General features: G+C 70.1%; 23 protein-coding genes and 1 rRNA gene. 12 read left to right on the top strand and 12 right to left on the bottom strand.

Going from position 1 to position 25,071, the window contains the following annotated elements:
- Positions 1-89 precede the first annotated feature (89 nt).
- Positions 90-206 (top strand): 5S ribosomal RNA (rrf, locus tag IEY79_RS29160).
- A 63-nt stretch (positions 207-269) separates the two neighbouring features.
- Here the strand turns inward: rrf and IEY79_RS29155 are convergent.
- Genes IEY79_RS29155 through IEY79_RS29140 form a run of 4 tightly spaced genes read right to left on the bottom strand, consistent with a single transcriptional unit; the run spans position 270 to position 4,051 of the window.
- Positions 270-956 carry a response regulator gene (locus IEY79_RS29155; protein ID WP_189110616.1) on the bottom strand — a complete coding sequence of 229 codons (687 nt, stop codon included), beginning with the start codon at positions 954-956 and terminating at the stop codon, positions 270-272.
- Entirely contained in the window at positions 953-2,194 is a 1,242-nt protein-coding gene (locus IEY79_RS29150; RefSeq protein ID WP_229701209.1) for a sensor histidine kinase, read from the bottom strand. The genes IEY79_RS29155 and IEY79_RS29150 overlap by 4 nt, the downstream gene beginning before the upstream one ends.
- 46 nt (positions 2,195-2,240) lie before the next feature.
- Positions 2,241-3,062: an ABC-2 transporter permease gene (locus IEY79_RS29145; protein WP_189110615.1), complete on the bottom strand. Its 822-nt coding sequence runs from the start codon at positions 3,060-3,062 to the stop codon at positions 2,241-2,243.
- Positions 3,059-4,051 (bottom strand): ATP-binding cassette domain-containing protein, encoded by a 993-nt coding sequence (locus IEY79_RS29140; RefSeq protein WP_189110614.1) that lies wholly within the window; start codon positions 4,049-4,051, stop codon positions 3,059-3,061. The genes IEY79_RS29145 and IEY79_RS29140 overlap by 4 nt, the downstream gene beginning before the upstream one ends.
- A 162-nt stretch (positions 4,052-4,213) precedes the next feature.
- Between IEY79_RS29140 and IEY79_RS29135 the strand changes: the two genes are divergently transcribed.
- A complete protein-coding gene (locus IEY79_RS29135; protein ID WP_189110613.1) occupies positions 4,214-4,777 on the top strand; it encodes a GNAT family N-acetyltransferase in 564 nt (187 codons plus the stop codon).
- A 31-nt stretch (positions 4,778-4,808) separates the two neighbouring features.
- Here IEY79_RS29135 and IEY79_RS29130 read toward each other — a convergent pair whose 3' ends face one another.
- From IEY79_RS29130 to IEY79_RS29105, 6 genes are all read right to left on the bottom strand, one after another.
- Entirely contained in the window at positions 4,809-6,335 is a 1,527-nt protein-coding gene (locus IEY79_RS29130) for a type IV secretory system conjugative DNA transfer family protein (protein WP_189110612.1), read from the bottom strand.
- A gap of 5 nt (positions 6,336-6,340) precedes the next feature.
- Positions 6,341-7,789 (bottom strand): ATP-binding protein, encoded by a 1,449-nt coding sequence (locus IEY79_RS29125; RefSeq protein ID WP_189110611.1) that lies wholly within the window; start codon positions 7,787-7,789, stop codon positions 6,341-6,343.
- Between the two features lie 124 nt (positions 7,790-7,913).
- Positions 7,914-9,482 (bottom strand): SCO6880 family protein, encoded by a 1,569-nt coding sequence (locus IEY79_RS29120; RefSeq protein ID WP_189110610.1) that lies wholly within the window; start codon positions 9,480-9,482, stop codon positions 7,914-7,916.
- Positions 9,479-10,846: a hypothetical protein gene (locus IEY79_RS29115; protein WP_189110609.1), complete on the bottom strand. Its 1,368-nt coding sequence runs from the start codon at positions 10,844-10,846 to the stop codon at positions 9,479-9,481. The genes IEY79_RS29120 and IEY79_RS29115 overlap by 4 nt, the downstream gene beginning before the upstream one ends.
- Complete coding sequence (locus IEY79_RS29110) at positions 10,836-11,702, bottom strand: hypothetical protein (RefSeq protein ID WP_189110608.1); 867 nt, start codon at positions 11,700-11,702, stop codon at positions 10,836-10,838. The genes IEY79_RS29115 and IEY79_RS29110 overlap by 11 nt, the downstream gene beginning before the upstream one ends.
- A 246-nt stretch (positions 11,703-11,948) precedes the next feature.
- Complete coding sequence (locus IEY79_RS29105) at positions 11,949-12,257, bottom strand: DUF8827 family protein (protein WP_189110607.1); 309 nt, start codon at positions 12,255-12,257, stop codon at positions 11,949-11,951.
- A 510-nt stretch (positions 12,258-12,767) separates the two neighbouring features.
- Between IEY79_RS29105 and IEY79_RS29100 the strand changes: the two genes are divergently transcribed.
- The 6 genes from IEY79_RS29100 (at position 12,768) to IEY79_RS29075 (ending at position 19,425) form a co-directional block, all read left to right on the top strand.
- Positions 12,768-13,169: a hypothetical protein gene (locus tag IEY79_RS29100; protein ID WP_189110606.1), complete on the top strand. Its 402-nt coding sequence runs from the start codon at positions 12,768-12,770 to the stop codon at positions 13,167-13,169.
- Positions 13,166-15,013: an alpha/beta hydrolase gene (locus tag IEY79_RS29095; RefSeq protein ID WP_189110605.1), complete on the top strand. Its 1,848-nt coding sequence runs from the start codon at positions 13,166-13,168 to the stop codon at positions 15,011-15,013. Before IEY79_RS29100 ends, IEY79_RS29095 begins: the two co-directional genes overlap by 4 nt.
- A gap of 227 nt (positions 15,014-15,240) precedes the next feature.
- Positions 15,241-15,564, top strand: a complete 324-nt coding sequence (locus IEY79_RS29090; RefSeq protein ID WP_308426699.1) for a hypothetical protein — start codon at positions 15,241-15,243, stop codon at positions 15,562-15,564.
- Positions 15,565-15,606: 42 nt separating this feature from the next.
- Entirely contained in the window at positions 15,607-17,286 is a 1,680-nt protein-coding gene (locus IEY79_RS29085; RefSeq protein WP_189110603.1) for a serine/threonine-protein kinase, read from the top strand.
- Positions 17,287-17,362: 76 nt separating this feature from the next.
- Entirely contained in the window at positions 17,363-18,373 is a 1,011-nt protein-coding gene (locus tag IEY79_RS29080) for a C40 family peptidase (RefSeq protein ID WP_189110627.1), read from the top strand.
- Between the two features lie 326 nt (positions 18,374-18,699).
- Entirely contained in the window at positions 18,700-19,425 is a 726-nt protein-coding gene (locus IEY79_RS29075; protein WP_189110602.1) for a phosphatase PAP2 family protein, read from the top strand.
- A gap of 11 nt (positions 19,426-19,436) precedes the next feature.
- On the opposite strand, the gene IEY79_RS29070 is transcribed toward IEY79_RS29075, so the two are convergent.
- A complete protein-coding gene (locus tag IEY79_RS29070) occupies positions 19,437-21,029 on the bottom strand; it encodes an FAD-binding oxidoreductase (protein ID WP_189110601.1) in 1,593 nt (530 codons plus the stop codon).
- 440 nt (positions 21,030-21,469) lie between these two features.
- Here IEY79_RS29070 and IEY79_RS29065 point away from each other — a divergent pair, with 440 nt between their 5' ends.
- Positions 21,470-22,303 carry an SCO4651 family lipoprotein gene (locus IEY79_RS29065; RefSeq protein ID WP_189110600.1) on the top strand — a complete coding sequence of 278 codons (834 nt, stop codon included), beginning with the start codon at positions 21,470-21,472 and terminating at the stop codon, positions 22,301-22,303.
- 105 nt (positions 22,304-22,408) lie between these two features.
- Positions 22,409-22,585, top strand: a complete 177-nt coding sequence (locus tag IEY79_RS29060) for a hypothetical protein (RefSeq protein ID WP_189110599.1) — start codon at positions 22,409-22,411, stop codon at positions 22,583-22,585.
- A 73-nt stretch (positions 22,586-22,658) separates the two neighbouring features.
- On the opposite strand, the gene IEY79_RS29055 is transcribed toward IEY79_RS29060, so the two are convergent.
- On the bottom strand, positions 22,659-23,063 hold the full coding sequence (locus tag IEY79_RS29055; RefSeq protein WP_229701207.1) for a metal-sensitive transcriptional regulator: 405 nt from the start codon (positions 23,061-23,063) through the stop codon (positions 22,659-22,661).
- Positions 23,064-23,274: 211 nt separating this feature from the next.
- Between IEY79_RS29055 and IEY79_RS29050 the strand changes: the two genes are divergently transcribed.
- Both IEY79_RS29050 and IEY79_RS29045 read left to right on the top strand, forming a co-directional pair.
- Positions 23,275-23,895, top strand: a complete 621-nt coding sequence (locus IEY79_RS29050) for a DUF47 domain-containing protein (RefSeq protein WP_052582416.1) — start codon at positions 23,275-23,277, stop codon at positions 23,893-23,895.
- Positions 23,896-23,900: 5 nt separating this feature from the next.
- A complete protein-coding gene (locus tag IEY79_RS29045) occupies positions 23,901-24,899 on the top strand; it encodes an inorganic phosphate transporter (protein WP_189110598.1) in 999 nt (332 codons plus the stop codon).
- The last annotated feature ends 172 nt before the right edge of the window (positions 24,900-25,071 follow it).

Raw genomic sequence — 25,071 nt, 5'->3', positions numbered from 1 at the left:
CTTGTCCTCAGTTGCTCGCGTCCACTGTGTTAGTTCTGAGACAACGAACATCCGTGAAGTTATCCGGCTGTTCCAGTGTTTCATAGTGTTTCGGTGGTCATTGCGTTAGGGAAACGCCCGGTTACATTCCGAACCCGGAAGCTAAGCCTTTCAGCGCCGATGGTACTGCAGGGGGGACCCTGTGGGAGAGTAGGACGCCGCCGAACAATCTTTGTGGGAGTGCCCCGCACCGTCTATGGTGCGGGGCATTTCTGCGTTCAAGACCTTTTCTACGACGGGCGGACCAGCCTCGCCTCGTACGCCAGGATTACCGCCTGGACGCGGTCGCGTGAGCCTGTCTTCGCCAGGACGCGGCCCACATGCGTCTTCACCGTCGATTCCGCGAGGTGGAGACGGGCAGCGATCTCGGTGTTCGTCCAGCCCTGACCGATAACGGTGAGGATTTCCCGTTCCCGGTCGGTGAGCAGGGAGATTCCCGGGTGGTTCTCCTCGGGTTGCGCCGGCTCGTCGCCCGCCGCGTTGTTCGACGTGGGGAGGCGATGGGCGTACGCGTCCAGCAGGCGGCGGGTGAGGCTCGGGGCCACCACCGCGTCGCCGCTCGCGACCGCGCGGATGCCGGACAGGAGCTCCTCGGGGAGCGCGTCCTTGACGAGGAAGCCGCTCGCGCCGGCGCGGAGGGCCGCGTACGCGTACTCGTCCAGGTCGAAGGTGGTCAGGATGAGCACCCGTGTGCGGCTGCCGGCCGCGACGACGCGGCGCGTGGCCTCAATGCCGTCGAGGCCCGGCATGCGGACGTCCATCAGGACGACATCCGGGTGGAGTTGGTCGATGAGGCGTACGGCTTCGGCGCCGCCGCCCGCCTCGCCCACCAGGGTCATGTCGTCCTGGCTCTCCAGCAGCATCCGGAAGCCCATGCGCTGCAAGGGCTGGTCGTCGGCGATCAGTACGGTCGTCACACCCGGTCGTCCTCGTCGTTCGGCAGATGCAGATGGACCCGCCAGCCCTCGTCGGGCTCGGGCCGTGGTCCGACTTCAAGTGTGCCCGCGTACAGGGCGCTGCGTTCCCGCATGCCGGTGATGCCGCGGCCTCCTGGCTTTCTGGGACCAGGTCTGCCCGTGTCGGTGATCTCCGCCGTGATGGCCTCCGGTGTACGGCTGAGTGCGACCGTGGCCATGGCGTCGGGGCCCGCGTGCTTGAGGGTGTTGGTGAGGGCTTCCTGGATGACGCGGTAGATCGTGAGCTGGCGGCCCTGTGGTTCGGCTTCGAGTTCGAGGTCGCCGGTGACCGTGACCTGGACGGGCAGGCCCGCCGCCCGTACGCCGCCGATCAGTTGGTCCAGTTCGCCGAGTCCTGGCTGTGGCGCGAGTTCGGCGGGGGCGGTGGCCCGGGTCTCGTTCTGGAGGATGCCCAGCAGGCGGCGGAGCTCCGTGAGGGCCTGGCGGCTGGTGGTGGCGATCGCGTCCAGGGCCTCGGTCGCGCGCTGCGGGTTCTTCCTCGCCGCGTACGAACCGCCGTCCGCGAGGCCCGTGATGACGGACAGGTTGTGGCCGAGGATGTCGTGCATCTCGCGGGCGATCCTGGTGCGTTCGGCGGCGGCGGCGAGCTGGGCCTGCTGGTCGCGTTCGATCTCCAGCTGCTTCGCCCGCTCCCTCAGCGAGGCCGTGTACTCCTGTCTCGTACGCCACGCGATCCCCAGCAGAGCCACCGCGGCGATGCTCGTCAGTGCGGACTGGAGAGGGATGACCCACCCGTCCGCCGGAAAGCGCGCGAGGCCCACGACGAGCGGGACGCTCAACAGCATTGCGCTCAGGGCCAATTGGCGCATCGGGAGCCGTAGCGCGATGTTGAAGATGACGATGAGCTCGCAGAACACGGTGACTTGGAGCCCGACACCCGACCAGCCCTGCAACAGGGCGAGCGGGAACAGGGCAAGCAGGCTTTCGACCGGGTGCGTACGTCGGCGCAGCAAGGTCAGCGGGAAGCCCACGGCGCAGACCACGGCCGGCCACAGGGGCGCGCCGGGGTTGGGCGAGATCGCTCGCCAGCCTCCGCCGCTCAGCTCGCCCGTGCCGCCGATCAGGAGACAGCCCGCCAGGAACAGGTTCCAGACCAGCGGGCGGGCCTTGTCGTAGGCGTCGATCCGCTGGGCCGCGCTGTTGATGAGCTGGGTGAGCGATCTGTTGTTGCCGCTCACCCTTGCTCCCGCTGTCGGCCTCGGGCTCGTCATCTCTCCATCATCGTCATACATCGCGCCGCTTGAGGAGCCATCCCGCTGTTCCCAGTGCCGCCAGTGCCCACAGGCAGAGCGTGAGCAGGGCCGCAGGGTCCGACGGGCTGCCGGCCTGGTGCTGGACCGCGCCGAGGGATTGTGCGGCGCGGGCCGGGAAGTACGAGACGGCCTCCTTCACGGCGTCGGAGGGCACCGCCGACAGCACCTCCGGCATGATGACCACTCCCGCGAAGAACGCGCCGACGGCTCCCGGTACGGAGCGGAGCAGTGCGCCGAGCCCGAGGCCGAGCACGCCGAGGAGTGTGAGCGAGAGCGCCGTGCCCGCGACGGCGCCGGCGACTCCCGGATCCGCGAGTGAGGCGCCCATGTCGGTGTCGGCGAGGAAGGGCTGGGCGAGCAGGAAGGTCGCGAAGGTCGTGATCAGCCCGGTGACCAGGGTGACGGCGGCGAAGACCGCGGCCTTGGCCCACAGGACGGGGAGCCGTCGGGGAACGGCGGAGAGCGAGGCGCGGATCATGCCGGTCGAGTACTCGCCCGCCGTGAACAGGACACCGAGCACGGTGAGGATGATCTGGCCGAACTGGATGCCCAGCAGCGTCAGTACGACCGGGTCCCCGACCTCCTCGGGACCGGCGCCCGCGGGTTCGTGACTGATCGCCACGGCCAGGCCGGTGGCGAGGATGAGGAGCGAGGAGCCCGAGAGGGTGACCCAGGTGGAGCGCAGGGTCCAGAACTTGTGCCATTCCGAGCGCAGGACCCGTGCGGGAGTGACGCCCAGGCGGTGGACCGGGGCCGGGGACACGCGGGCCGGGACGGTTTGTGTGGTGCTCATGCCGCCGCTCCTGTGGGTGCGTCGTGGGTGGTGCCCGCCTGGTACTCGACCTCGTCGCGCGTCAGATCCATGAAGGCCTGCTCCAGGGACGCGGTGCGCGGCGTCAGCTCGTACAGGGGAACGGCGTGGGCCGCGGCGATACGGCCGATGTACGCGCCGTCGACGCCCCGTACGTCGAGTTCGTCGGATGCGGCGCCCGGGGCGATCTCGACACCGGGGCCCGCGAGCAGCGACGCGAGCGTCCGGGCGCCGGGGGAGACGACCTTCATGGCCGTGACGCCCGAGTCCCGTACGAAGTCGGCCACCGTCGTCTCGGCGAGCAGCCGGCCCCGCCCGATGATGATGAGCCGGTCGGCGGTCAGCGCCGTCTCGCTCATCAGGTGGGAGGAGACGAAGACCGTACGGCCTTCGGCGGCAAGGGACTTGAGGAGATTACGGATCCACAGGACGCCCTCCGGGTCGAGGCCGTTGACCGGCTCGTCGAGGATGACCGTGGCCGGGTCGCCGAGGAGGGCGGCCGCGATGCCGAGGCGCTGGCCCATGCCGAGGGAGAAGCCCTTCACGCGGTTTCCGGCGACATCGGTGAGGCCGGTCAGGCCGAGGACGTGCTCGACGCGGGAGCCGGGGATGCCGTGGGTGTGGGCGAGTGCCATCAGATGGTGGTGGGCGGTGCGGCCCGGATGGACGGCGCGGGCCTCCAGCAGGCCGCCGACCTCGTGGAGCGGGGCCGGGTGGGCGGCGTAGGCGCGGTCGCCCACGGTCACGTGGCCGGCGGTGGGGGCGTCGAGGCCCATGATCATGCGCATGGTGGTGGATTTGCCGGCGCCGTTGGGGCCGAGGAAGCCGGTGACGGCTCCTGGCTCGACGGTGAAGGTGAGGTCGTCGACGACGGTCTTTCCGGTTCCGACGGGCGTGCCGGTCCTGCCGGTTCTGCCGGGCCGGCGTGTTCTGCCGCCGTATCGCTTGGTGAGTCCGTTGGCCTTGATCATGGCTTCGACGGTAGGCAGTTCGCGGGTCGGGAACGTCGGACCGGGGGCGGGCACCGCGTACGGGGCGTACTACCCCGGTACGACGGCGGCCCCGGGGGACCCTGAGATCCGTCTCCGGAAATTGGTTTGTGGGCGGGTGTCCCGAGCCCGGAGGATCGCCGCATGAGCCGAGCACCTGTCGTACGTACCGTACGGGCCGACGAATGGGCCACCGCGAAGGAATTCCGGCTGGACGCCCTGCGGGATCCGGCCGCGCACGTCGCCTTCCTCGATACGTACGAGGACGCCGTTCAGCGCCCCGACTCCTTCTGGCGGGAGCGGACGGAGGGAGCGGCGGGGGGCACGTCGGCGCGGCAGTTCGTGGCAGAGGTGGCGGACGGGGGCTGGGCAGGTTCGGTGGTGGTGCTCGTCGAGCGGCTGGGTGCGACGGATGTGCTGGGCGGCCGGAGCGACTGCGACCAGGCGCACATCGTCGGTGTGTACGTACGGCCGGAGTACCGGGGCGCCGGGCTGCTGAAGGAACTGTTCGACGTGGCCGCCGAGTGGGCGTGGTCGCTGGAGGAGCCGCGTGTCGAGCGGGTGCGGCTGTTCGTGGACGAGCGGAACGGGCGGGCGCGGGCCGCGTACCGCAAGCTCGGCTTCGAGCCGACCGGTGCGATCCTCCCTGTGAAGAACGATCCCTCCGCGCGGGAGTTCGAGCTCGCGGTGCCGCGGCCGCGGACCTGAACGGCAGACTTCACTCGGTGAACTGGGCCGCTCAGGCGGGAAGTTCCTGGTGCGGCCAGCGGTCCGGCCAGCGGTCCCTGCCCTGTTCGCGTGAGCGCAGGAGGACCAGCGCCGGCATCCCGTGCTCATCCCCTTCGGCCAGCAGCTCGGGCAGCGCGGGCAGTGGGGCCACCGCAGCCACGTCGTCGAGCACCAGCGTCATTGGTGGGTCGAGCCGACCGGCGGATGACCGTACGGCCATGCGGCGGCCGTGCTCGACCACGCTTGAGGCGAGAGCGGTGAGCAGCGGCATCGCTCCCGGACGAGTGCGCGGATCCTCGATCGGCTCACCCACCACATAGAGCGTGCCCCCCTCGGCCGCGAAAGAATCCAGTGCGAGCGAGTCGGCGCGATTGGGTGTGCAGGCTTCGCGGATGTGGACGGACGACAGGGAAGTCAGCGCGCGGGTCGTCAACTGCTGGGCGATCTCCCGGCGTTCGGGATAGGCGGTGAGCGCGGACTCCAGCAGACCGGCGAGCCCGGAGGCGGCCTTGGGGTGGGTACGCAGGAGCCGTACGGCGTCGTGCGCGTTGCCTCCCTGTGCCCAGCGGTGCACCTGCTTGAACGGCCGCCCGTCGACGGCGGCGGCGTGCAGCCAGCAGCGCAGCAGCGTCTCCGCCGTGTCGGCCATGGCGGCGTCGAGGCGGGCCGGCGGACGAACGGGCGCGAGCAGCGCGACGGCACGCGCGGCGGCGGTGCCGGGGTCCTCGCAGCCGGTGGTGGGCGACCAGTGGAGGCGGGCGGGGGTGTCGCAGAGGTGGCCGGGGTCGTAGACGAGGACGGGGCCGAGTTTGGCGCGGGCGTCCTTCGTCTCGGCCCAGACGGTGGCGTCGGACGTGACGACGAGCGCGGGTCCCTCGGCGTCCTGGATGGCCTGCACGGCGGCGGGGCGGCGGGTGTGGGGGGCGCCGTAGCGGACGTGGGCGTACGGGGCGGTACGAGGGGCGGGGACCGGCACCTGTACGGGTGTGGCTGCCGGTGGTGCGACGGGTGGGGCCTGCTCGACCGGGGCGACGGGCTGGGCCCGTTCGACCGGGGCCGGAGCGGGGGTTGGGGTCGGCTCCGCTGCGGCAGCGGGCGCGGGCGCGGGCGCCGGGGCGGGCGCCGGGTTCTCCCGTACGTACTCGGCGCGCTCCCGCGCCCGTTCGCGTTCCCGGAGCCGTACCGTACGCAGCGCGCGCCAGCGGGCCACGACGCCCAGCACGAACACCGCCAGCACGGTCGCCACCATCAGCTCGCCGATGAACAGGCCCCAGAACAGCCCGTATCCGGAGAGCTCGCCCGGCGGTGTGTCCGGCCAGGCCGCCGGGAGGTCGTGCGGGGCCGAGACCAACTGCCGTACGGCCGACGGCGTACGCATGAAGGTCACCCTGGCCGGCCACGAGCCGTGCGCGAAGAGCGCGGCGAGGCCCGTCGCCGTCCACACGAACAGCGTGATCCCGAGCAGGAAGCCCAGCACGCCCAGGATCAGCCCGTCCGGGACCCCGCGCTCCGGAGCCGCGCCATTGCCCGCCGCCATGCCCGTCACGCCACCGTGGACTCGGAGGACGCGTTCAACCGCTGCTGCTCCATCAGGATCGCGCGCTGTTCCGCCTCCCACTCGGCGGCCCGTACGTCGTCGGGCAGCCCGCCGCTCAGGGCGTCGGCGGCGTCGGAGGCATTGGACGCCTGGCTGTTCTCCGTCATCGCGCGGTCGGTGAAGACGAGTGGTCGTTCGGCCTCGGTGACCAGGTGTTTGACGACCTGGACATTGCCGTTGACGTCCCACACCGCGATACCCGGCGTGAGGCTCGGGATGATCTCGACCGCCCAGCGTGGCAGGCCGAGGACCTGACCGGTGGACCGCGCCTCGTCCGCCTTCTGCGCGTAGATCGTCCGGGTCGACGCCATCTTGAGGATGGCGGCGGCTTCCTTGGCGGCGGCGCCGTCGACCACGTCGGAGAGGTGGTGGACGACCGCCACGAACGACAGACCCAGCCGGCGGCCGAACTTGAGGAGCCGCTGGAAGAGCTGCGCGACGAACGGGGAGTTGATGATGTGCCAGGCCTCCTCGACCAGGAAGATGCGCTTCTTCCGGTCGGGGCGGATCCAGGTGTGCTCCAGCCACACGCCGACGATCGCCATCAGGATCGGCATCGCGATCGAGTTGCGGTCGATGTGCGAGAGGTCGAAGACGATGAGCGGGGAGTCCAGGTCGATGCCGACGGTCGTCGGTCCGTCGAACATGCCGCGCAGGTCGCCGTCGACCAGGCGGTCGAGGACGAGGGCGACGTCCAGGCCCCAGGCCCGTACGTCGTCTATGTCGACGTTCATCGCCTCGGCCGACTCGGGCTCCGGGTGGCGCAGTTGCTCCACGATGTCCATGAGGACGGGCTGGCGCTCGACGATCGTGGCGTGGACGTAGGCGTGCGCGACCTTGAGCGCGAAGCCGGAGCGCTCGTCCAGACCGTGGCCCATGGCGACTTCGATGATGGTGCGCAGCAGGGCGAGCTGGCCGGTGGTGGTGATCGCCGGGTCGAGGGGGTTGAGCTTGATGCCGCCGTCCAGGGCCGCCATCGGGTCGAGCCGGATGGGGGTTATACCCAGCTCCTGCGCGATGAGGTTCCACTCGCCGGCGCCGTCCTCGCCCTGGGCGTCGAGGACGACGACCTGGCGGTCGCGGAAACGCAGCTGCCGCAGGACGTACGTCTTCTCCAGGGCCGACTTGCCGTTGCCGGACTCGCCGAGGACCAGCCAGTGCGGGGCGGGGAGTTGCTGCCCGTACAGCTGGAAGGGGTCGTAGATGTAGCCCTTGCCGCTGTAGACCTCGCGGCCGATGATGACGCCCGAGTCGCCGAGGCCGGGGGCGGCGGTCGGCAGATAGACGGCCTGCGCCTGGCCGGTGGACGTACGGACCGGGAGCCGGGTGGTCTCCACCTTCCCGAAGAGGAAGCTGGTGAAGGCGTCCGTGAAGGCGGACATGGGATCTCGCATCACAGGCCCCTATCAGCGGCGGTCGGCTTGGGAACGGCGGCAGTTTGGTGGTGCTGGGCGGTCGTCGGCGTCTGTACGGCGGTTGTCGGCTTTCGTGCGGCGGTTGTCGGTCGGCGGGTGGTGCTCATCGGCGGATGCCGGTGGCGAACGGCAGGGTGTTCACGAACGCCCGGTGGTGCTCGCGGTCGCACCACTCCAGCTTCAGATACGACTTGCCGGCGGACGCCCGGATCGTCCGCTTGTCCCTGGCCAGGGCCTCGGGTGAGCGGGACGACACGGTGATGTACCCGACAATGTTGACCCCGGCCGCGCCACTGGCGAGATCTTCACCCCGTTGGTCGAGCCGGCCGTGCGCCGCGATGTCGCGCGGGTCGACGGTGCGGTTCATCTTGGCGGCGCGGCTCGCGTCGGCCTCGTCGTTCGTCTTCTCGGTGAGCATCCGCTCGATGGCGACCTCGGTCGGCTCCAGGTCCATGCAGACCGCGACCGTACGGATCACGTCGGGCGTGTGGACGAGCAGCGGGGCGAGGAAGTTGACCCCGACCGGGGTCATCGGCCACTCCTTCACCCAGGCCGTGGAGTGGCACCAGGGCGCGCGGGTGGAGGACTCGCGGGTCTTGGCCTGGAGGTACGTGGGCTCCATGGCGTCCAGCTCGGCGGGCCAGGCGTTGCGCTTCGTCATGGCCTGGATGTGGTCTATGGGGTGGTCCGGGTCGTACATCGAGTGCACGAGCGAGGCGAGCCGGGCCTGCCCGAGCGGCTGACGGACGCGGATGTCGGCCTCGGCGAGGCGGGCGCAGATGTCGGTGAGCTCGCGGGCCATGACGACGGCCAGGCCGGCGTCCTTGTCGAGCTTGCGGCCCCGGCCGCCCTTGCCGCCCGCCGCCTGGCGGGTGGCGCGGGCCATGGCCTGTCCCTCGCTGGCCAGTTCGCGGGTGTAGTGCATGCAGGCGACGAGGTAGGCGCGGTGCTGCTCGCTGGAGGTGGAGACCATGGACTGGAGCTGCTCGTATGACTCCTGGAGCCAGCCCGGGGACGCGGAGTCGCCGCGCTGGGCGACGTCCTTGGCGTGCGCGTCGGGGTCGGCGGGGAGCGTACGGGCGAGCATCTGGAGGCGGGTGACGAAGCCGTCGCCGTTGGCGACGTGCTTGAGGAGCGTGCCGAAGCGGTCGACGAGCGCTTCCTGGTCCTCGCTGTCGCGCAGGCCGACGCCGGGGCCCTCGATCTCGATGGCGGCGGTGACGGTGCGGCGGTCGGCGTGCAGCAGGACGGCGATCTCGTCGGGCCCGAAGGGCGCGGCCAGCCAGTTGATCCGCCCGATCCCCGGTGGCGGGCCGATCTCGACCTCGCGGCCGTCGGCCATGGTGCCGGACTCCATGGCGGCGGAGCGGTAGGTGGTGCCGTTGCGGAGGGTCCGTTTGAAACTGCGGTTGATCTCGAACCACTTGTAGACCGTGCGGTGCTTGTACGGGACGTACACCGCGGCCAGCGCGAGGAGCGGGAACCCGAGCAGTGTCACGATCCGCAGGGACAGGATGGGCACGATGAGCCCGCTCATCATGCCGAGGAACGCGCCGGCGATGATCAGCGCGATCTCGCCCGTCTCACGGTTCTTGCCGACGATCGCGTTCGGCCGGGCGCGGCCGATGAGATACGTACGGCGGGGCGCGACCGCATGGGACTGAGTCGTCAACGCCCTCCACCTCCTGTGCTGTTGTTACCGGTTCCGCGGTTTCCGTGGTTGCTGCGGCTGCTGTGGGGGGTGCCGCTGGTGGGGCTGCTGGAGCGGGGGGCGGGGGCCGGCGAGGGGACGCTGCCACCTCCGCCTCCTCCGCCGCCGCCCGAGGAGGGGCGGCTGCTGTGGGCGGCGACGCCACCGGAGACGGGGTTGGAGGGGCGGGCACCGCCGCTGCTGCTGTCGCCGCCGCCTCCGCCGCTTCGGCCGCTGTGCGTCTTGATGCCCTGCGAGACGACGCCGGCGGGCGAACTGATCACGGCGGCGGCGCGGCCACCGGCGGTGGACAGCTTGGCGTTGCTGCGGGCGCTGGCGATCTCGTCGCCGAAGCCGGGGACGAAGCGGTAGATCATGGCCGAGGCGAAGATCGCGAGGATGATGATGGCGAGCCCGGAGACGACGGCCGAGAGCGAGTCGGGCCCGTCGTCGGAGGTGAGCGCGCCGGCGAGGCCGAGGACGATGACGATCACGGGTTTCACCATGATGACCGCGATCATGAGCCCGGCCCAGCGGCGTACATGGCCCCACATGTTCTTGTCGACGAGACCGGCGTAGACGACGACGCCGAGGAGGGCGCCGACGTAGAGCAGGATCGCCCGGATGAACAGCTCCAGATAGAGGATGCCGGCCGCGAGGATCGTCACGAGGGACACGACGATCAGCATGATCGGCCCGCCGCCGATCTCGGTGTCCTTCTTCAGCGCCTCGGAGAACGTCCCGAAGAACACATCGGTCTGCCCACTGGTCCCGCCGGCGATGACGTCGGTGACGCCGTCGGTGGCGGAGACGAGGGTGTAGAGGATGAGCGGCGTGAAGGCGGAGGCGAGGACGGTGAGCCAGAGGAAGCCGATGGCCTCGGAGATGGCGGTCGTGAGCGGGACGCCGCGGATGGCGCGCTTGGCTACGGCGAGGAGCCAGAGGATGAGGGTGAGGATGGTGGCGGCGGCGAAGACGACGGCGTACTGGGAGAGGAAGGTGGTGTTGGTGAAGTCGACCGTGGCGGTCTCCTTCACGGCTTTGGAGAGGGTGTCGACGGTCCACGCGGCGGCCTCGGCGCAGCCGCGCGCGAGGGCGGTGAGGGGGTCGACGACGTCGGTGGGGTCGTTGAGGGGGGAGTTGCGGGAGGTGCTGCCGGGTTCGCCGTTGTCGCAGAAGTCACGGGCAGGGCCGGCGATCAGTTCGCACGGATCGTCACTCGCGGACGGTGACGGCGTCGGTGTCGGCGCCGCGATGGCCCGAGAGGCAAACAGGAACACCGCCGCCTGGGCGGCTGCGAGGGTGACAGCTACGGAGCGGACGACCCGCTGAGGGCTACCGGGCATAGGTGAACCCTCCGAACTCTGTGACCGCGTCGGCGATCTCGTCGGATCCGGATACCGGGTTGTCCCCGGTGACGGGCGTCGGACCCGTCTTCTGGCTCGTCTCGACGACCTTCCAGTCGGACCCGTCCCACTTCAGTTTCACGTTCACCGTGAACCAGCCGTTCGTCACCGGCTTGGTCGACGCCTCTCCCGTCAGCCCGAACAGGCCCATGCACCAGACATCGACATCGGCGGCGTTGTTAGCGAACTTCGTGACCTTCGTACCCGCCGGGAGGGTGCGGTTGACGAACGTGGACCCGGCTGGAGCCGTGCCGTCAGGTTCCAGGCCGATGTCTGCCACGAATGACGGCGAGTAGTCGGCGTCGAATCCTGACTGGAGTTTCGTTGCCGAGTCGGTGTGTGCGACGGCCTGCACGATGTCGCGTCGGCGCTCCTGGTTGAACATGCCGTCGGAGCCGAGCGCCACCGCGTAATTCGCCGCCGCGCTCTCCGCCCCCTGCTCGTCCTTCGCGAACCCCGAAGGAATCCCCCCGTTCTTTCCCGTCACCGGCTTCACTCCGGACGCCGCCGTCGGTTCCGGGCCCGACGCGTTGTCGGCGCCGCCGCCGGCGCCCGACGTGCCCGCGTCGTCGCCGCCCCCGCGGTTCGCGAACGCGATAGCCGCGATCAGCAGCACCACCACGCCCACCATCGCGATGAGCGAGCGCGAACTCCGTTGCGGGCGGCGGGCGCCCCCGTATCCGTCGCCGGCCCCGCCGTCCGGCAGACGCGTGCGCGTCTGGCCCATCCCGCCGAAGCCGTCGTCCGTCGTCCGGCCCGGGTCGTTCCCGTGGCCGTGCTCGTCGCCGAAGCTCATGCCGCGTCCGCCCCCTCGACCGGTTCAACCGTGTGCAGTTCCGCTTGCGCTACCGCTCCCAGTACCGCTGGGCACGACGGTAGCCGCACTGGTTTCCGCGCGGACGCGGTGTGGTGACTCGACATCAGGGAGACGCAACCTCGGCGGATGGGCGCGACGGACGGATGGTGTGGGGACGGATGGTGTCGATTCGGATGATGTAGAGGTGGGCCGGGCGTACCCGGCGTGGATCGGACCGATGTGACGCTAAACAGCCATCCCGTACACAATCGTGAAGACTGTCCCGAGGGACCCGATGATGAAGACGCCGGTCAGTCCGGCGACGATCAGCCCCTTGCCCTGCTCCGCGCTGAAGGTGTCCCGCAGCGCGGTCGCGCCGATACGCTGCTTGGCCGCACCCCAGATCGCGATGGCGAGACAGAGCAGGATGGCGATGGCCATCACCACCTCGACAATGATGCGAGCCTCCGTGCCCAGGTTCCCGAAGGGCCCCCAGCTCGGAGCGATACCACCGATGATGGTGTTGATGTCGCCCTTCTCGGCTTCCACGTCCATGCAACTCACCGCCCCTGTTGGGTTGTTAAGTGCCCGCGCCCGGCGGCACGGATCGCCTTCTATCTTCGCTGATGGAACCGGCCTCGTATGCCGACTTGGCGGGTCTCTTTACCCGATCCCCGCACGTTTGACCGATCCGACTGCCCTGACCTGTGTCGTGAGCCGGAGTATGCGCGTATGCGTACGGTCACTCTGTGTATCACGGAGAGTGACTCCGGGCAATGATTGGCGTTGTGCACTCTTGAGCCCGCCGCGGTTTTGCGTCCGTGCGCCATCCGTGCGCCATCCGTGCGCCAGTAGCGGGCGGAGGCGGGCCCACCGTACGGGTGAACCTGCGCGGGACGCCGCGACGTTGCCGGACGCGGCCGATGCCAACGGGGAACGGGCCTTCCGCCCTCCCGGGGCCACCGCGTCCGTTCCTTCCCCTCCCCTCCGTGCGGCAGCGGACCGCTTCCGGGTTGGGACAGTGCCACCCGACATCCCGGACAACAGAGGACAGGGGCGGGTGGCATGGCGGGCATGGCGGGCTATTCGGGCGGTTTGCGGGCGCTGGCCGACGAGGCGGGTGAGGGGCCCGGGGGTTCGGGCGCGGCGACCGGGGAGCGGCTGAGGCACAGCGACGGGCCGTGGACCCGGGCGGCCGGCGGGGCGGAGGTGATGCGTACGCAGATGGCTTACCTGAAAGCGGAGTTCGAAACGGCGCACGAGGGCGTGGCGGGTGGCGGGGAGGGGCTGGGCGTCGTCGGGGCGCTCGCGACCGTACGTACGTCATGGGAACGGCGCATCGAGGCAGCCCGCGACGAGTGCGGAAGCCTGGCGGGCCCGCTAAGGGCGGTGGCCGGCACGCAGGGTGAGCACGACACGGCGATCAGGTCGGGGCTGGCGGGGGTCGACGCGGGGGCGGGGCGGTGAGCGGTGGGCTCACCTGGGCGCAGTTACGGAACGTCAGATGCGCCGAGTTCGAGGACGCGGCGGACGGCTGGGGCAAGGCGAGCAATCGGGCGGACGCGGCGCGCGACCGGATCGACAAGCAACTGCTCGCGGGGCTGACCGCCTCTCAGGAGGGCGAGGCGGCGCGGGCGGCGGTGGGGCGGTTGCGGGCCCTGGGGCGGAACTTCCAGTACATCTACACGGAGTGCGGGCTGGTCCGTACGACGCTGAACAGCCTCGCCCAGGACCTGCGGGGCCCGCAGCGGCAGCTCAAGGACGCGCTGGACGAGGCGGTGGGTCTCGGCCTCGCGGTGCAGCTGGACGGGTCGGTGAGCTATCCGGCGGCCGGGGAGGACCCGTTCACGAAGGAGAAGCTGCGGGGCGGTACGGCGTCGGGCCACGCCTACCTGGGGTCGGCGTCGCCGGCCGGGTTCACGAGCCCGAACCCGCTCGCGGCGAAGGCGCAGGGGATCGCGGACCGGATCGCACGTGCGCTGGGCCAGGCGGCGGAGATCGACGCGCGGTACACCGAGACGCTGCGGAAGCTGACCGCGCGGGACGGCCTGAAGGTCACGGACGCGATGTGGGCGGACGCGAGCGCGGACGCCACGGCGGTGCGCGCGCTGACGGCGGACTACCTCCGGGCGGCGATCCCGCACGGTGCGGCGCCGGCGGAACGCCTGGTCTGGTGGCAGGGCCTGACGGCGGAACAGCGGGAGGAGTACCTGGCGGTCCACCCGGACCTGATCGGCAACCTGGACGGCATCCCCGCGGCGGTGCGCGACGCGGCGAACCGCGACAACCTGGCGCTGCTGATGGGGAAATTGGAGGGTGCGGAGGACGACGGGTCGCGAACGATGCTGGCCGGTCTGAGATCCATCGACGGGCAGTTGCGGGCGGGTGGGCATCCGCCGATGTTTCTGCTGGGGATCGGGGACGAGGGGAATGGGCGGGCGATCGTGTCGTACGGGAATCCGGATACGGCGAGGAACGTGTCGGCGTATGTGCCGGGACTGGGGACCGGATTGGACGAGGGCTTCGCGGAGGACGACTTGAAGCGGGCGAGGGATACGTGGATGGGTGCGCAGGAGTACGACGCGTCCACGGCCTCGATCGTGTGGCTGGGCTATGACGCGCCGCAGCTTTCGGTGAACGACATCACGGGGAATACGGACGTCATGTTTACGGACCACGCGGAGGCGGGGGCGTCGGCGTACGGCGACTTCATGGCGGGAATCGCGGCGACGAACGAGAACGAGAATCCGCACCTGACGGCAGTGGGCCACTCGTACGGCTCCTTGACGGTGGGCCAGGCCGCCCAGCGGGACGGCGGTATTCCGGGAGTGGACGACATTGTGCTGGTGGGCAGCCCCGGAACGGGCGCGGATTCCGCGGACGACCTGGGAGTGGGCAGAGACCATGTCTACGTGGGCGCGGCGGAGAACGACCCGGTGACGCGGGCACCGGCGAAGGGGGAGGCGCAGGGGATGGGGATGGGCGCGCTCGGGGGAGCGTCGGCGGGGGCGGTGCTGGGAGGGCCGGTGGGTGCGGCGGTGGGCGGGGTGGGAGGCGCGGCGGTGGCGTTCTTCGCGCAGGACGCGCAGACGAGGGAGAGCGAGATCTGGTTCGGGACGGATCCGGCGCATGAGGATTTCGGGGCGAGGAGATTCAGGGTGGATGACGGGCCGCATCCGGTTGTGGGCGGGGTGCAGGCGCATTCCAACTATTTCAATCCCGGGAAGGATGTCACGTCTGCCGACAATATCGCCAGGATTGTTGTCGGAGATTACCGATACGTTCAGATGGACGGACGCAGGAGGGGATGAAATTGCGGCGTGCCCTGGGAGTTGTGTTGGCTTGCGTCTCAATGGTCGGGTGCTCGGCATCCGACCGCTCTGTAGCGGATGGGGAGCGCGTTATGAACATGCAGGAGGCGGCGGACCGTGCGGATTCCATTCTTGAGGGCACCTTTCGCGCGATCCGGCCCGGGGTGAGGTGGACGCACGGTGAGACAACCGCGGGGAGCTGCGACTTGTCGCGGCGCCGTGCGGTGATGACGATCATTTCCGAGCAGCGACGTGGCGGATTCCTCGGAGTTGTCGAGCGGTCCTGGCGGAAGAGCGGTTACGAGATCACCTCCGTCAACAGCAGCCCAAGGTTCCCGGCCATCTATGCGAAATCCCCGGACGGTTTCGGGATCAGACTCAGCATCGGTGGACAGGGCCAGGCTTTTTTCGAGGTCGCCACCCCCTGCGTGGATAAATCAACCGTCGCCGATCCCACGGCTGAGACCGACGGGCCCAACTACGCCGGCGGGCCTATCCCGCGCCCGGACGTCCACGACGACTTCTGGTCCGCGACCAGCCCTCTCCCCTGACCGGCAGTCAGCTCCGCCCGCCCCTGTGGCACAGTCGTTCTCGTGGATGCCCTCAGAGCCCAGGACCCCGCGCGCATCGGTGCCTACGTGCTTCTCGCGCGGCTCGGGGCGGGCGGGATGGGGCAGGTGTATCTCGGGCGGTCGCCCGGTGGGCGGCTCGTGGCCGTCAAGGTCGTGCGGGAGGAGATCACCGAGCATCCCGAGGCGCTCGCCCGGTTCCGGCGGGAGGCGGAGACCGTTCGCGCCGTGCGCAGTGCGTACACCGCGAACCTCATCGACGCCGGGCTGGACGCGGCCCCGTACTGGATCGCCACCGAGTACGTCACCGGCCCCACCCTCGCCCGTGCCGTACGCGAGCGGGGGCCGTTTCTCGCCGAGACCTGTCGGCGGCTGATCGCCGCCATGGCGGAGGGGCTCGCCAGCGTCCACGCGTACGGCGTCACGCACCGCGATCTGAAGCCGCAGAACGTTCTCCTGGCCGCCCAGGGGCCCCAGTTGATCGACTTCGGCATTGCCCGTGGGGCCGGGCAGACCGCCCTCACGCAGGACGGCCAGGCGCCCGGTACACCCGGCTACACCGCGCCCGAGGTGCTCGCGCGCAACGAAGTGGGCGACGCCGCCGACATCTTCGCTCTCGGCGCGACCGTCGCCTACGCGGCGACTGGGCGCGCCCCGTTCGGGGTCGGGGACGGAGCCGCCGTGAGTTACCGGGCCGTGCACGGGGAGATCGACATCGTCGGCGTCGAGCCCGGCCTGGCCGCGCTCATCCGTGAGTGCGTCGCCAAGGACCCCGCCAGGCGGCCCGATCCGGCGGAGCTCATCCGGCGCTGCGCCGTGGACACCGCCCTGGTCGACGATCCCTTCTACCAGCCGCTGGTCGCCATGGCCGACGTGGTTCCGGACACGCCCCGGCGGCCCTATGGAGCGACGCCACCCGCGATCCACGAGCTTCCGACCCAGGGGCCACCGCCGTCCGTCCCGACACGCCCCGCCCGGCGCGGCACCCCCTGGTTCGTCGCCACCGGTGTCGGCGCCGTCGTCGGGATCTCCGTAGCCACCGCCGTGTGGCTCCTCCCGGGAAACGGAGGCGACGGCGGAACGAGCGACGGCGCCGCCCCGAGCGGCCGGGCCTCCACGAAGGACCCGGCCGTCGGCGAAGGACCGAAGAAGCCCGCCGACGACCCGACGCCCGACGGCCCTCCCCAGTACATCCAGGACATCGGTACCTCCCGGCACGCCTGGAACGGCCTCAGGGACAGTTGCAACCTCCCGGGCGAGGAGGAGCCGCCGCTCCAGTTCCAGTACTCGGTCACCACCGCCGAGACCGACTTCACCGGCGAACTCCCGCCCGGCAAGGTGGAGATCGGCTACCGGCTCAAGTACGAGGAGCCGAACCTCCCGCCGTACTACCTAGCCGTCGAGATCAAGCCTCCCCGCCGGCTCGACGCGAACGGACGTCCCGGCACCTCGGACCAGAACAGCGACCGGTTCGGCTTCGTGAGCAGGGCCGCCGATCTGTACGAGGGCGACGAGACCGACTGGACCTTCCTCACCTACCCCGACGACTTCTCCTTCCGCGCCGACGGCAAGGTCCGGCCCGCGCTGCCGCTCTCCGACGACCCCGGCGAGTGGACCGTCGTCTACCACCACGCCACGTCGGACAAGGCTCACAAGAGCATCCTCTGCGCCGGATTCATGTCCACCGACACGGTGTCCGAATAGAGCCGACACGACAGACGGGAAAATGGCGGTGAACGTGTCCCGGATGGGGGAGGGTTGAGGGGTGCGTAAATTCTGGATCGGCGGCGCGATCGGGCTCGGGCTCAGCCTGAGCTTCGTCGCGCTGCTCGTCGTCGGGACGTTCTCCGCCGCCGCGGGGCTCGGCGGCGCCGGAGGCGGTGGGGCCGTCGCGCTGGCCAAGGGCGCCGTGCCCGCGAAGTACCAGCGGCTGGTGCAGGAGTGGGGCAATCTCTGCCCGGCGATCAATCCCGCGCTGCTCGCCGCGCAGCTCTACCAGGAGAGCGGCTGGGACCCCGACATCGTGAGCCCGGCGAAGGCCCAGGGCATAGCGCAGTTCATCCCGGGGACCTGGGCGGCCCACGGGGTGGACGGGGACAAGGACGGCGACCGCGACGTGTGGGACCCGCAGGACGCGATCCCGTCGGCCGCGACGTACGACTGCAAGCTCGCCGGGTATGTCGACGACGTGCCGGGCGACCAGACGAAGAACATGCTCGCCGCGTACAACGCGGGCGCGTACGCGGTCATCAAGTACGGGGGCGTCCCGCCGTATCCCGAGACGCAGAACTACGTGAAGGTCATCACCACCCTCGAACAGAGCTTCGCCCGCCCCGTCGGCCGCGTAGAACCCTCCCGCCAGGCCGCCGGTGCCATCTACTACGCGCAGAAGAAGCTCGGCACCAAGTATCTGTGGGGCGGCAACGGGACCCCCGAGCAGCAGGGGCGGTTCGACTGTTCCGGGCTTACGCAGGCTGCCTATCGGTCCGTCGGGATCGAGCTGCCGCGTGTCGCCAACGATCAGTACAACGCCGGCGAGCATCCCTCGCGCGACCAGCTCATGCCCGGCGATCTCGTGTTCTTCTCCGACGACCTCACCAATTCGCGGGCCATCCGGCACGTCGGCATCTATGTCGGCGGCGGGTACATGATCAACGCTCCGTACACCGGCGCCGTGATCCGGTTCGACAAAATCGACACCCCTGACTACTTCGGAGCGACCAGGGTCACCGAAGACGGCGCGAAATCGCTGCCGACCAATCTGCCTTCCGAGCGCAAGTCCGATACGTGAAACGGCTGACAGGACGTCCATCCGACGGGTCGTAAGATGGGCCGCCCGTTGACGCCCGGAAGGGTGGAGTCGGGGACTTCCCGGGGCGCGCGTGGCCGGAATTCTTCGTTCGTTCACCGCTCTGAGCTGGGACGATGTGTCACTCTTCGATAACGTCCTGGAGATCGTCCGGTGAAGTCTGGAACCTGGTGGGGTATCAGGCCGTTCCCTGGACTGGAGCTGCGGCGTTGATCGCGCAGCACTGACCGTATGCACCACGGGGGTTGGTGGAAGCGACACGCCCGCAGGTGTGTCGTGGTGGGCAACAAGGCAAGGGGCCGCAGCACATGGCTGGACTCGCGATCGATGGGTCGAACCCCGACGTCAGCCTGCTCTACGACATCAACGGTCTGGCCGAGTCGGCCCCCGGCTGGTTCGACCGCGGTGCCGAGGTCGCCGGCAGGTACGGGATCATGATCGCGCTCGTTCTCGTCGCGCTCTGGTGCTGGTGGAGCGTGCGGCGGCGCGGGGCGGCCGAGGATTCGGTGGCCGCCGTCGCCGGGCTGCTGTGGGCGCCGCTCGCCGCCGGTGTCGCGCTGCTGATCAACATCCCGATCCGGGAGTTCGTCGGACGCGACCGCCCCTTCGTCGACCACCCGGGGCTCGACGTCCTGGTGACCGGCCGGACCGACTTCTCCTTCGTCAGCGACCACGCGACGGTGGCGATGGCCCTGGCCGCCGGCATCTTCGTCGCGCACCGCGGGTTCGGGCTCGCCGCGATCGGGCTCGCGCTGGCCGAGGGCTTCGCCTGGGTCTACATGGGCGCGCACTACCCGACCGATGTGATCGGCGGGTTCGCCCTCGGTACGGCCGTGGTGCTGCTTCTCGCGCCGCTCGCCATGGCGCTGCTCACCCCCCTGGTGTCAGCGGTCTGCCGGTCGGCGCGGGCCGGGCTGCTCGTACGGTCGCGGGCCGCGCGGGACGCCGACCGGGCCGAGGCCGCCGAGGCGCCGGGGACCCGGCCGCTCGGCATTCCCGAGCCGCGGCCCGACGACAACAACCTCGCCGCGTAGGGGCCGGCCGCTCAGAGGGCCTGCGGGAAGTCGAACAGGCGCTCGGGGTCGTACCGTTCCTTCAGCGTCTTCAGCCGTCCCGCCGCCGGGCCGTAGTACGCGGTGCGCCAGTCGGTCAGCGACGGGTCGGTGTAGTTCTGGTACGCGGCGCCCGAGGCGTATCTGCGCAGCGCGCCCTGGCCGGTTTTCAGCCACGCCCGCTGCTCGGTGCCGGACGTGCCGGGGCGCCAGGACGCCACGTACTGCGCGAGCATCCGGGAACGGCGGTGGACGAAGGCCGTCGCCAGGGGGTCCACCCGGTTGATCGCGCCGCCGAGCGCCGTGAGCGTGATCGTGCCCGCCCCCGCGCCGTCGGCGACCTTGATACGGCTGAAGTCCCGCACCGCCGACAGCAGGGTGTCGATGCCCGCCGACGGGAGCGACCGGTCGAAGAAGTCCGACGTCGCGGCGTACGTCTCCCGTTGCAGCGCGCCTTCCTTCCCACGGCCCGGCGTCGTGCCGGGCAGCCGGCACTGCTCGTCGCCGAGTCCGGCGCAGCCGGCGTACGCGCGCATCGCCTCCTCGTAGCTGCCCGGGCGCAGCGAGACGAAGCTCGCCGGGGAGCCCGCGCGGTCGGCGAGCCTGTCGACGGCGTTCTTGAGGTCGTCCTCGCTGCCGAGCGTGAAGGCGGACACCGCGACCGTCGGGTCCGCGGCGCCGCCCGCGCCGACCGCGGCATGGAACGAGGACCAGATCTCGTCGGGCTGGTCCGGGCCCCACCCCTGCCAGGCGGCGAGCACCGAACGCGCCTTTGACCACGGCCAGTTGAAGTTCGCCGCGACGCCGGTGGTGGCGGGATGGGTACGGAAGCGCAGCTCGGTGACGACGCCGAAGTTGCCGTTGCCCGCGCCCCGCAGGGCCCAGAAGAGGTCCTTGTTCTGTTCGGCGTCGGCGGTCAGACGCTTGCCGTCGGCCGTCACGAGGGTCGCGGAGGTGAGGCTGTCGCAGGTCAGACCGTACGCACGCGAGACGACCCCGTGGCCGCCGCCCAGGGTGAGACCGGAGATACCGACGGTGGCGCAGGAACCGCCCGGGACCGTGCGGCCCTTGCGGGCGAGCGCCCCGTACACGTCGACGAGCTTCGCGCCCGCGCCGATCAGACCGTCCGACGCGGCGTCGCCGAGGCCGTCGAGGGAGGAGATGTCGATGACGAGCCGGCCGTTGCCGCTGGACCACCCGGCGTAGGAGTGGCCACCGTTGCGGATCGCGACGGGCGTGCCGTACCTCCGGGCGAAGGCCAGGCACTCCCTGATGTCGTCCTCGCCGGCGACGTACGCGACGGCCGCCGGTTTCAGGTCGTCGAAGCGGGTGTTGTAGAGCTGTCGGGCCGTCGCGTACTCGCCGTCGCCCGGTCGCAGGAGTCCGCCGTCCAACCCCGAGGCGAGCGCGTCCCAGCGCGGTGGCCCGGCGGAACCGGTCGCGGAGGGCCCGGGGGAGGTACGGGTCGACGGCGGCTTGTTCGCCGAGGCGCCCGGTGAGTCGCTCCCGCCGTCGCCCGTACAGGCGCCGACCGCGCCTGCCGTGGTCACGGCCAGCGCGCCGGCGAGCAGTGTGCGCCGTTCCATCGGACGCCTTCCCCCTCCGACCCGCTGGTCAGTGCTGTCAGAGGTGAATGTCGGTGGAGCAGGTGGAGTGGACGGGGTGAGTGGAGTCAGTGTGCCGCCTGATGGGACGCGGCGTCGGTCCGTGCCCGGTCGCGGGAGCGCCGGGCCGGTCCCGACCAGCCGCACGTGCAGTGGGCGGTCAGGAACGAGCCCCTTTCGACGGTCGATGTGGAGTGGCGTTCGTGGGGGGAGGTGGGCGGATCCGACGTCTCTTGGTCGCGCACCTTCACACCGTACTCGCGCGTACGTTCCCGGCCGCGCGGTGGTGCGTGACGACGCGCGCGGGACGTCGTTAGGGGGAACAGGGCGGCTTTCGGACAGGCAGCGCGAGTAACGGCGAGTAACGGCGAGCGACGGCGGACAACGGCAAGCAACGGTAGGGCGTTGGGGGTTGGCAGGCGATGGTGCAGCAGCACAGACGCAGGGGCGTGGCGGTCGTCGCCGCTGCCGTTGCGGTGGCGGGAGTCGTGGCCGGGACCGGCGGCTGTTCCGGGAGCGAGGGCGCCGCGGCCGCCGACGACAGGCCCGTCGGTGACCCGGCCGCGGTCCTCAGGTCCGCGGACGCCCTGGTCGACGCGGGCAGCTCCAAGGCCCGGACCTCACTGGTGATGGCGACGGGCGGGACGCGCGTGACCATCAGGGGCGAGGGACGGTACGACTTCCGTAAGCGGATGGGGCAGCTGTCGGTCGTGCTGCCCATGGACCCGGCCGGCGCCGACGGGCACCGGCCGATCTCCGAACTGCTTGCCCCGGCGGCCCTCTACATGAAGAACCGGGGCGCCGGGGTGCCCGACGACAAGTGGGTCATGCTCGACTCCACCACCCTCGACGACGGCAATCTGGTCACCGGTGGCGCCACCGATCCGCTGACCGCCGCCGAACTGCTGCGTGCCGCGAAGGACGTGGAGTACGTCGGCGAGCGGGAACTGGCCGGTGTCCGTGTCTCGCACTACCGGGGCGTCACCGACATCGGGCGGGCCGCGAAGCGCGCGGCGCCGTACGCGCGCGGGGCGCTGGCCTCGGCGGCGCGGGGCTTCGCCGAGGACGCCGTGCCTTTCGACGCCTACCTGGACGACGAGGGGCGGCTGCGCAAGGTCAGGCACCAGTTCAGCTACCGGAATCAGGGGCGTACGGTCGCTGTCGCGTCCACCACACTGCTGTACGAGTTCGGGGTGTCCTTCGGGGTGCGACTCCCCCCGAAGGACCAGATCTTCACCGGGAAGATCAAGCTGTAAATGGTCCGGACGTGCCATGCGCGTCATGCCTCATCCTCCTTACCCTAGGAAGTCGGCAGTCGACACCGCCAGGAAGACGACACCGGCAGGAAGAGGTGAACGCACGTGGCGCTGTTGCGCACGCCGACCGTCCAGGACCACGTGGCCCTCGCCGAGATCGAACTCTGCGGAGAGCTGATGATCGCGGCGTCGGCCGCGGACGGTGAGCGGCTCAGCCCGGACCGTATCGACGAGGTGCTGAAGGTGCGCGTGGAGTGCGGCGAGAGATCGTCCTGCCGCTGAGCCTGAGCGCTGAGCCGAGCCGCGCTGAGCCGCGCTGAGCCGCCGTCGGGCGCCGTCCGCTCCTTCGGGTACGTCAGGTACGCAGCAGGCGCGCGATCGCCTTCGTGGCCTCCTGCACCTTCTCGTCGATCTCGTCACCGCCCTTGACCGCCGCGTCCGCGACGCAGTGCCGCAGGTGCTCCTCCAGCAGCTGGAGGGCGAAGGACTGGAGCGCCTTCGTGGAGGCGGACACCTGGGTGAGTATGTCGATGCAGTAGACGTCCTCGTCGACGAGCCGCTGGAGGCCGCGGATCTGGCCCTCGATCCGGCGGAGCCGCTTGAGGTGCTCGTCCTTCTGTTTGTGGTAGCCGTGCACACCGCGGTCGTGGTCGGTGACGATCTCGTCGCCGGCTCCGCCGACCGTGGGCGCGGCCGCCGTCGTGGCCGCGCCGGAGGTCGCGTCGTCGGTCGCCGCGCCGGCCGCCTCGGTGGTCGTCATCGCGTCCTCCTGGTGGGTTGTTCGGGATGAATGTCCGAAAGGGGAGAAAATACCCCAGGTAGGTATATGATACCCAGTCGCGTACGAAGGGGCAGGGGCACGTCATGATCGTCGTGTCCTATGCAGCACACTGAAGGACACCGGTTAGCCGTGGCCGGATGATGCGCCTAGCATCAGCCTGACCGAATCCGATGTAACCCGAGGATCCCCCGTGCGCTTTCGTCTGACCCCCAGGGAGACGAGCTTCTACGACATGTTCGCCGCGTCCGCGGACAACATCGTCACGGGCTCCAAGCTCCTCATGGAACTGCTCGGGGCGGATTCCTCCGCCAGAGCCGAGATCGCGGAACGGATGCGCGCGGCCGAGCACGCTGGGGACGACGCCACGCACGCGATCTTCCACCAGCTGAACTCCTCTTTCATCACACCGTTCGACCGCGAGGACATCTACAACCTGGCCTCGTCCCTCGACGACATCATGGACTTCATGGAGGAGGCCGTCGACCTGGTCGTCCTCTACCAGGTCGAGGAACTGCCCAAGGGCGTCGAGCAGCAGATCGAGGTGCTGGCGCGGGCGGCGGAGCTGACCGCCGAGGCGATGCCGCACCTGCGGACGATGGACAACCTCACCGAGTACTGGATCGAGGTCAACCGCCTGGAGAACCAGGCCGACCAGATCCATCGCAAGCTGCTCGCCCAGCTCTTCAACGGCAAGTACGACGCCATGGAAGTCCTGAAGCTCAAGCAGATCGTGGATGTGCTGGAGGAGGCCGCGGACGCGTTCGAGCACGTCGCGAACACGGTGGAGACAATCGCGGTCAAGGAGTCCTGAACCACGTGGACACCTTCGCCCTGATCGTGACCATCGGAGTCGCGCTCGGATTCACGTACACCAACGGATTTCACGACTCCGCGAACGCCATCGCGACATCGGTGTCAACGCGTGCGCTGACCCCTCGCGCGGCGCTGGCGATGGCCGCGGTGATGAACCTCGCGGGGGCGTTTCTCGGCCAAGGGGTCGCCAAGACCGTCAGCGAAGGACTGATCGCCACTCCGCACGGGTCGCGGGGGATGGGGATCCTCTTCGCGGCGCTCGTCGGTGCGATCGTCTGGAATCTGGTCACCTGGTACTACGGCCTGCCGTCGTCCTCCTCGCACGCGCTCTTCGGCGGCATGGTGGGCGCGGCGCTCGCCGGCGGGACCGAGGTGATCTGGACCGGGGTGCTGGAGAAGATCGTCATCCCGATGTTCCTGTCACCGATCGTCGGTCTCCTCATCGGCTATCTGGTGATGGTCGGCATCATGTGGATGTTCCGGCACTCCAATCCGCACAAGGCCAAGCGCGGATTCCGCATAGCGCAGACCGTCTCGGCGGCCGGCATGGCGCTCGGCCACGGCCTCCAGGACGCGCAGAAGACGATGGGCATCGTGGTGATGGCGCTGGTCATCGCCGATGTCGAGGGTCCGAGCGACGAGATCCCGATCTGGGTGAAGATCGCCTGCGCGGTGATGCTCTCGCTCGGTACGTACGCGGGTGGCTGGCGCATCATGCGGACGCTGGGCCGCAAGATCATCGAGCTGGATCCGCCGCAGGGGTTCGCGGCGGAGACGACGGGGGCGTCGATCATGTTCGGCTCGGCGTTCATCTTCCACGCGCCGATCTCGACGACGCACGTCATCACCTCGGCGATCATGGGCGTGGGCGCGACGAAGCGGGTCAACGCGGTGCGGTGGGGTGTGGCGAAGAACATCATCCTGGGCTGGTTCATCACGATGCCGGCGGCGGCGCTCGTCGCCGCCGTGAGCTTCTGGATAGTGAACCTGGCCTTCGGCTGAGGGGGCCGCGCGGTGGTTTTCGGCCGGGGGTCCGGGGGTTGTCCCCCGGGGGAGCACAGTTGGATAGTGAACCTGGCCTTCGGCTGAGAGGGCCGCGCGGTGGCCTTCGGCCGGGGGTCCGGGGGTTGTCCCCCGGGGGAGCACAGTTGGACAGTGAACTTGGCCTTCGGCT

The organism is Streptomyces camponoticapitis (genome assembly GCF_014646115.1).
GTDB classification, from domain to species: Bacteria; Actinomycetota; Actinomycetes; order Streptomycetales; family Streptomycetaceae; genus Streptomyces; species Streptomyces camponoticapitis.
The sequence above is the reverse complement of the archived record's forward strand: the minus strand, read 5'-3'. Positions and strand labels throughout refer to the sequence as shown.

What these genes read in the sequence shown, in the direction of transcription:
- IEY79_RS29145 (WP_189110615.1), bottom strand. Translation starts at nt 3,062, where the DNA reads ATGAGCACCACACAAACCGTCCCGGCCCGCGTGTCCCCGGCCCCGGTC.
- IEY79_RS29140 (WP_189110614.1), bottom strand. Translation starts at nt 4,051, where the DNA reads ATGATCAAGGCCAACGGACTCACCAAGCGATACGGCGGCAGAACACGC.
- IEY79_RS29135 (WP_189110613.1), top strand. Translation starts at nt 4,214, where the DNA reads ATGAGCCGAGCACCTGTCGTACGTACCGTACGGGCCGACGAATGGGCC.
- IEY79_RS29130 (WP_189110612.1), bottom strand. Translation starts at nt 6,335, where the DNA reads ATGGCGGCGGGCAATGGCGCGGCTCCGGAGCGCGGGGTCCCGGACGGG.
- IEY79_RS29125 (WP_189110611.1), bottom strand. Translation starts at nt 7,789, where the DNA reads ATGCGAGATCCCATGTCCGCCTTCACGGACGCCTTCACCAGCTTCCTC.
- IEY79_RS29115 (WP_189110609.1), bottom strand. Translation starts at nt 10,846, where the DNA reads ATGCCCGGTAGCCCTCAGCGGGTCGTCCGCTCCGTAGCTGTCACCCTC.
- IEY79_RS29110 (WP_189110608.1), bottom strand. Translation starts at nt 11,702, where the DNA reads ATGAGCTTCGGCGACGAGCACGGCCACGGGAACGACCCGGGCCGGACG.
- IEY79_RS29105 (WP_189110607.1), bottom strand. Translation starts at nt 12,257, where the DNA reads ATGGACGTGGAAGCCGAGAAGGGCGACATCAACACCATCATCGGTGGT.
- IEY79_RS29100 (WP_189110606.1), top strand. Translation starts at nt 12,768, where the DNA reads ATGGCGGGCATGGCGGGCTATTCGGGCGGTTTGCGGGCGCTGGCCGAC.
- IEY79_RS29090 (WP_308426699.1), top strand. Translation starts at nt 15,241, where the DNA reads ATGACGATCATTTCCGAGCAGCGACGTGGCGGATTCCTCGGAGTTGTC.
- IEY79_RS29075 (WP_189110602.1), top strand. Translation starts at nt 18,700, where the DNA reads ATGGCTGGACTCGCGATCGATGGGTCGAACCCCGACGTCAGCCTGCTC.
- IEY79_RS29070 (WP_189110601.1), bottom strand. Translation starts at nt 21,029, where the DNA reads ATGGAACGGCGCACACTGCTCGCCGGCGCGCTGGCCGTGACCACGGCA.
- IEY79_RS29065 (WP_189110600.1), top strand. Translation starts at nt 21,470, where the DNA reads ATGGTGCAGCAGCACAGACGCAGGGGCGTGGCGGTCGTCGCCGCTGCC.
- IEY79_RS29055 (WP_229701207.1), bottom strand. Translation starts at nt 23,063, where the DNA reads ATGACGACCACCGAGGCGGCCGGCGCGGCGACCGACGACGCGACCTCC.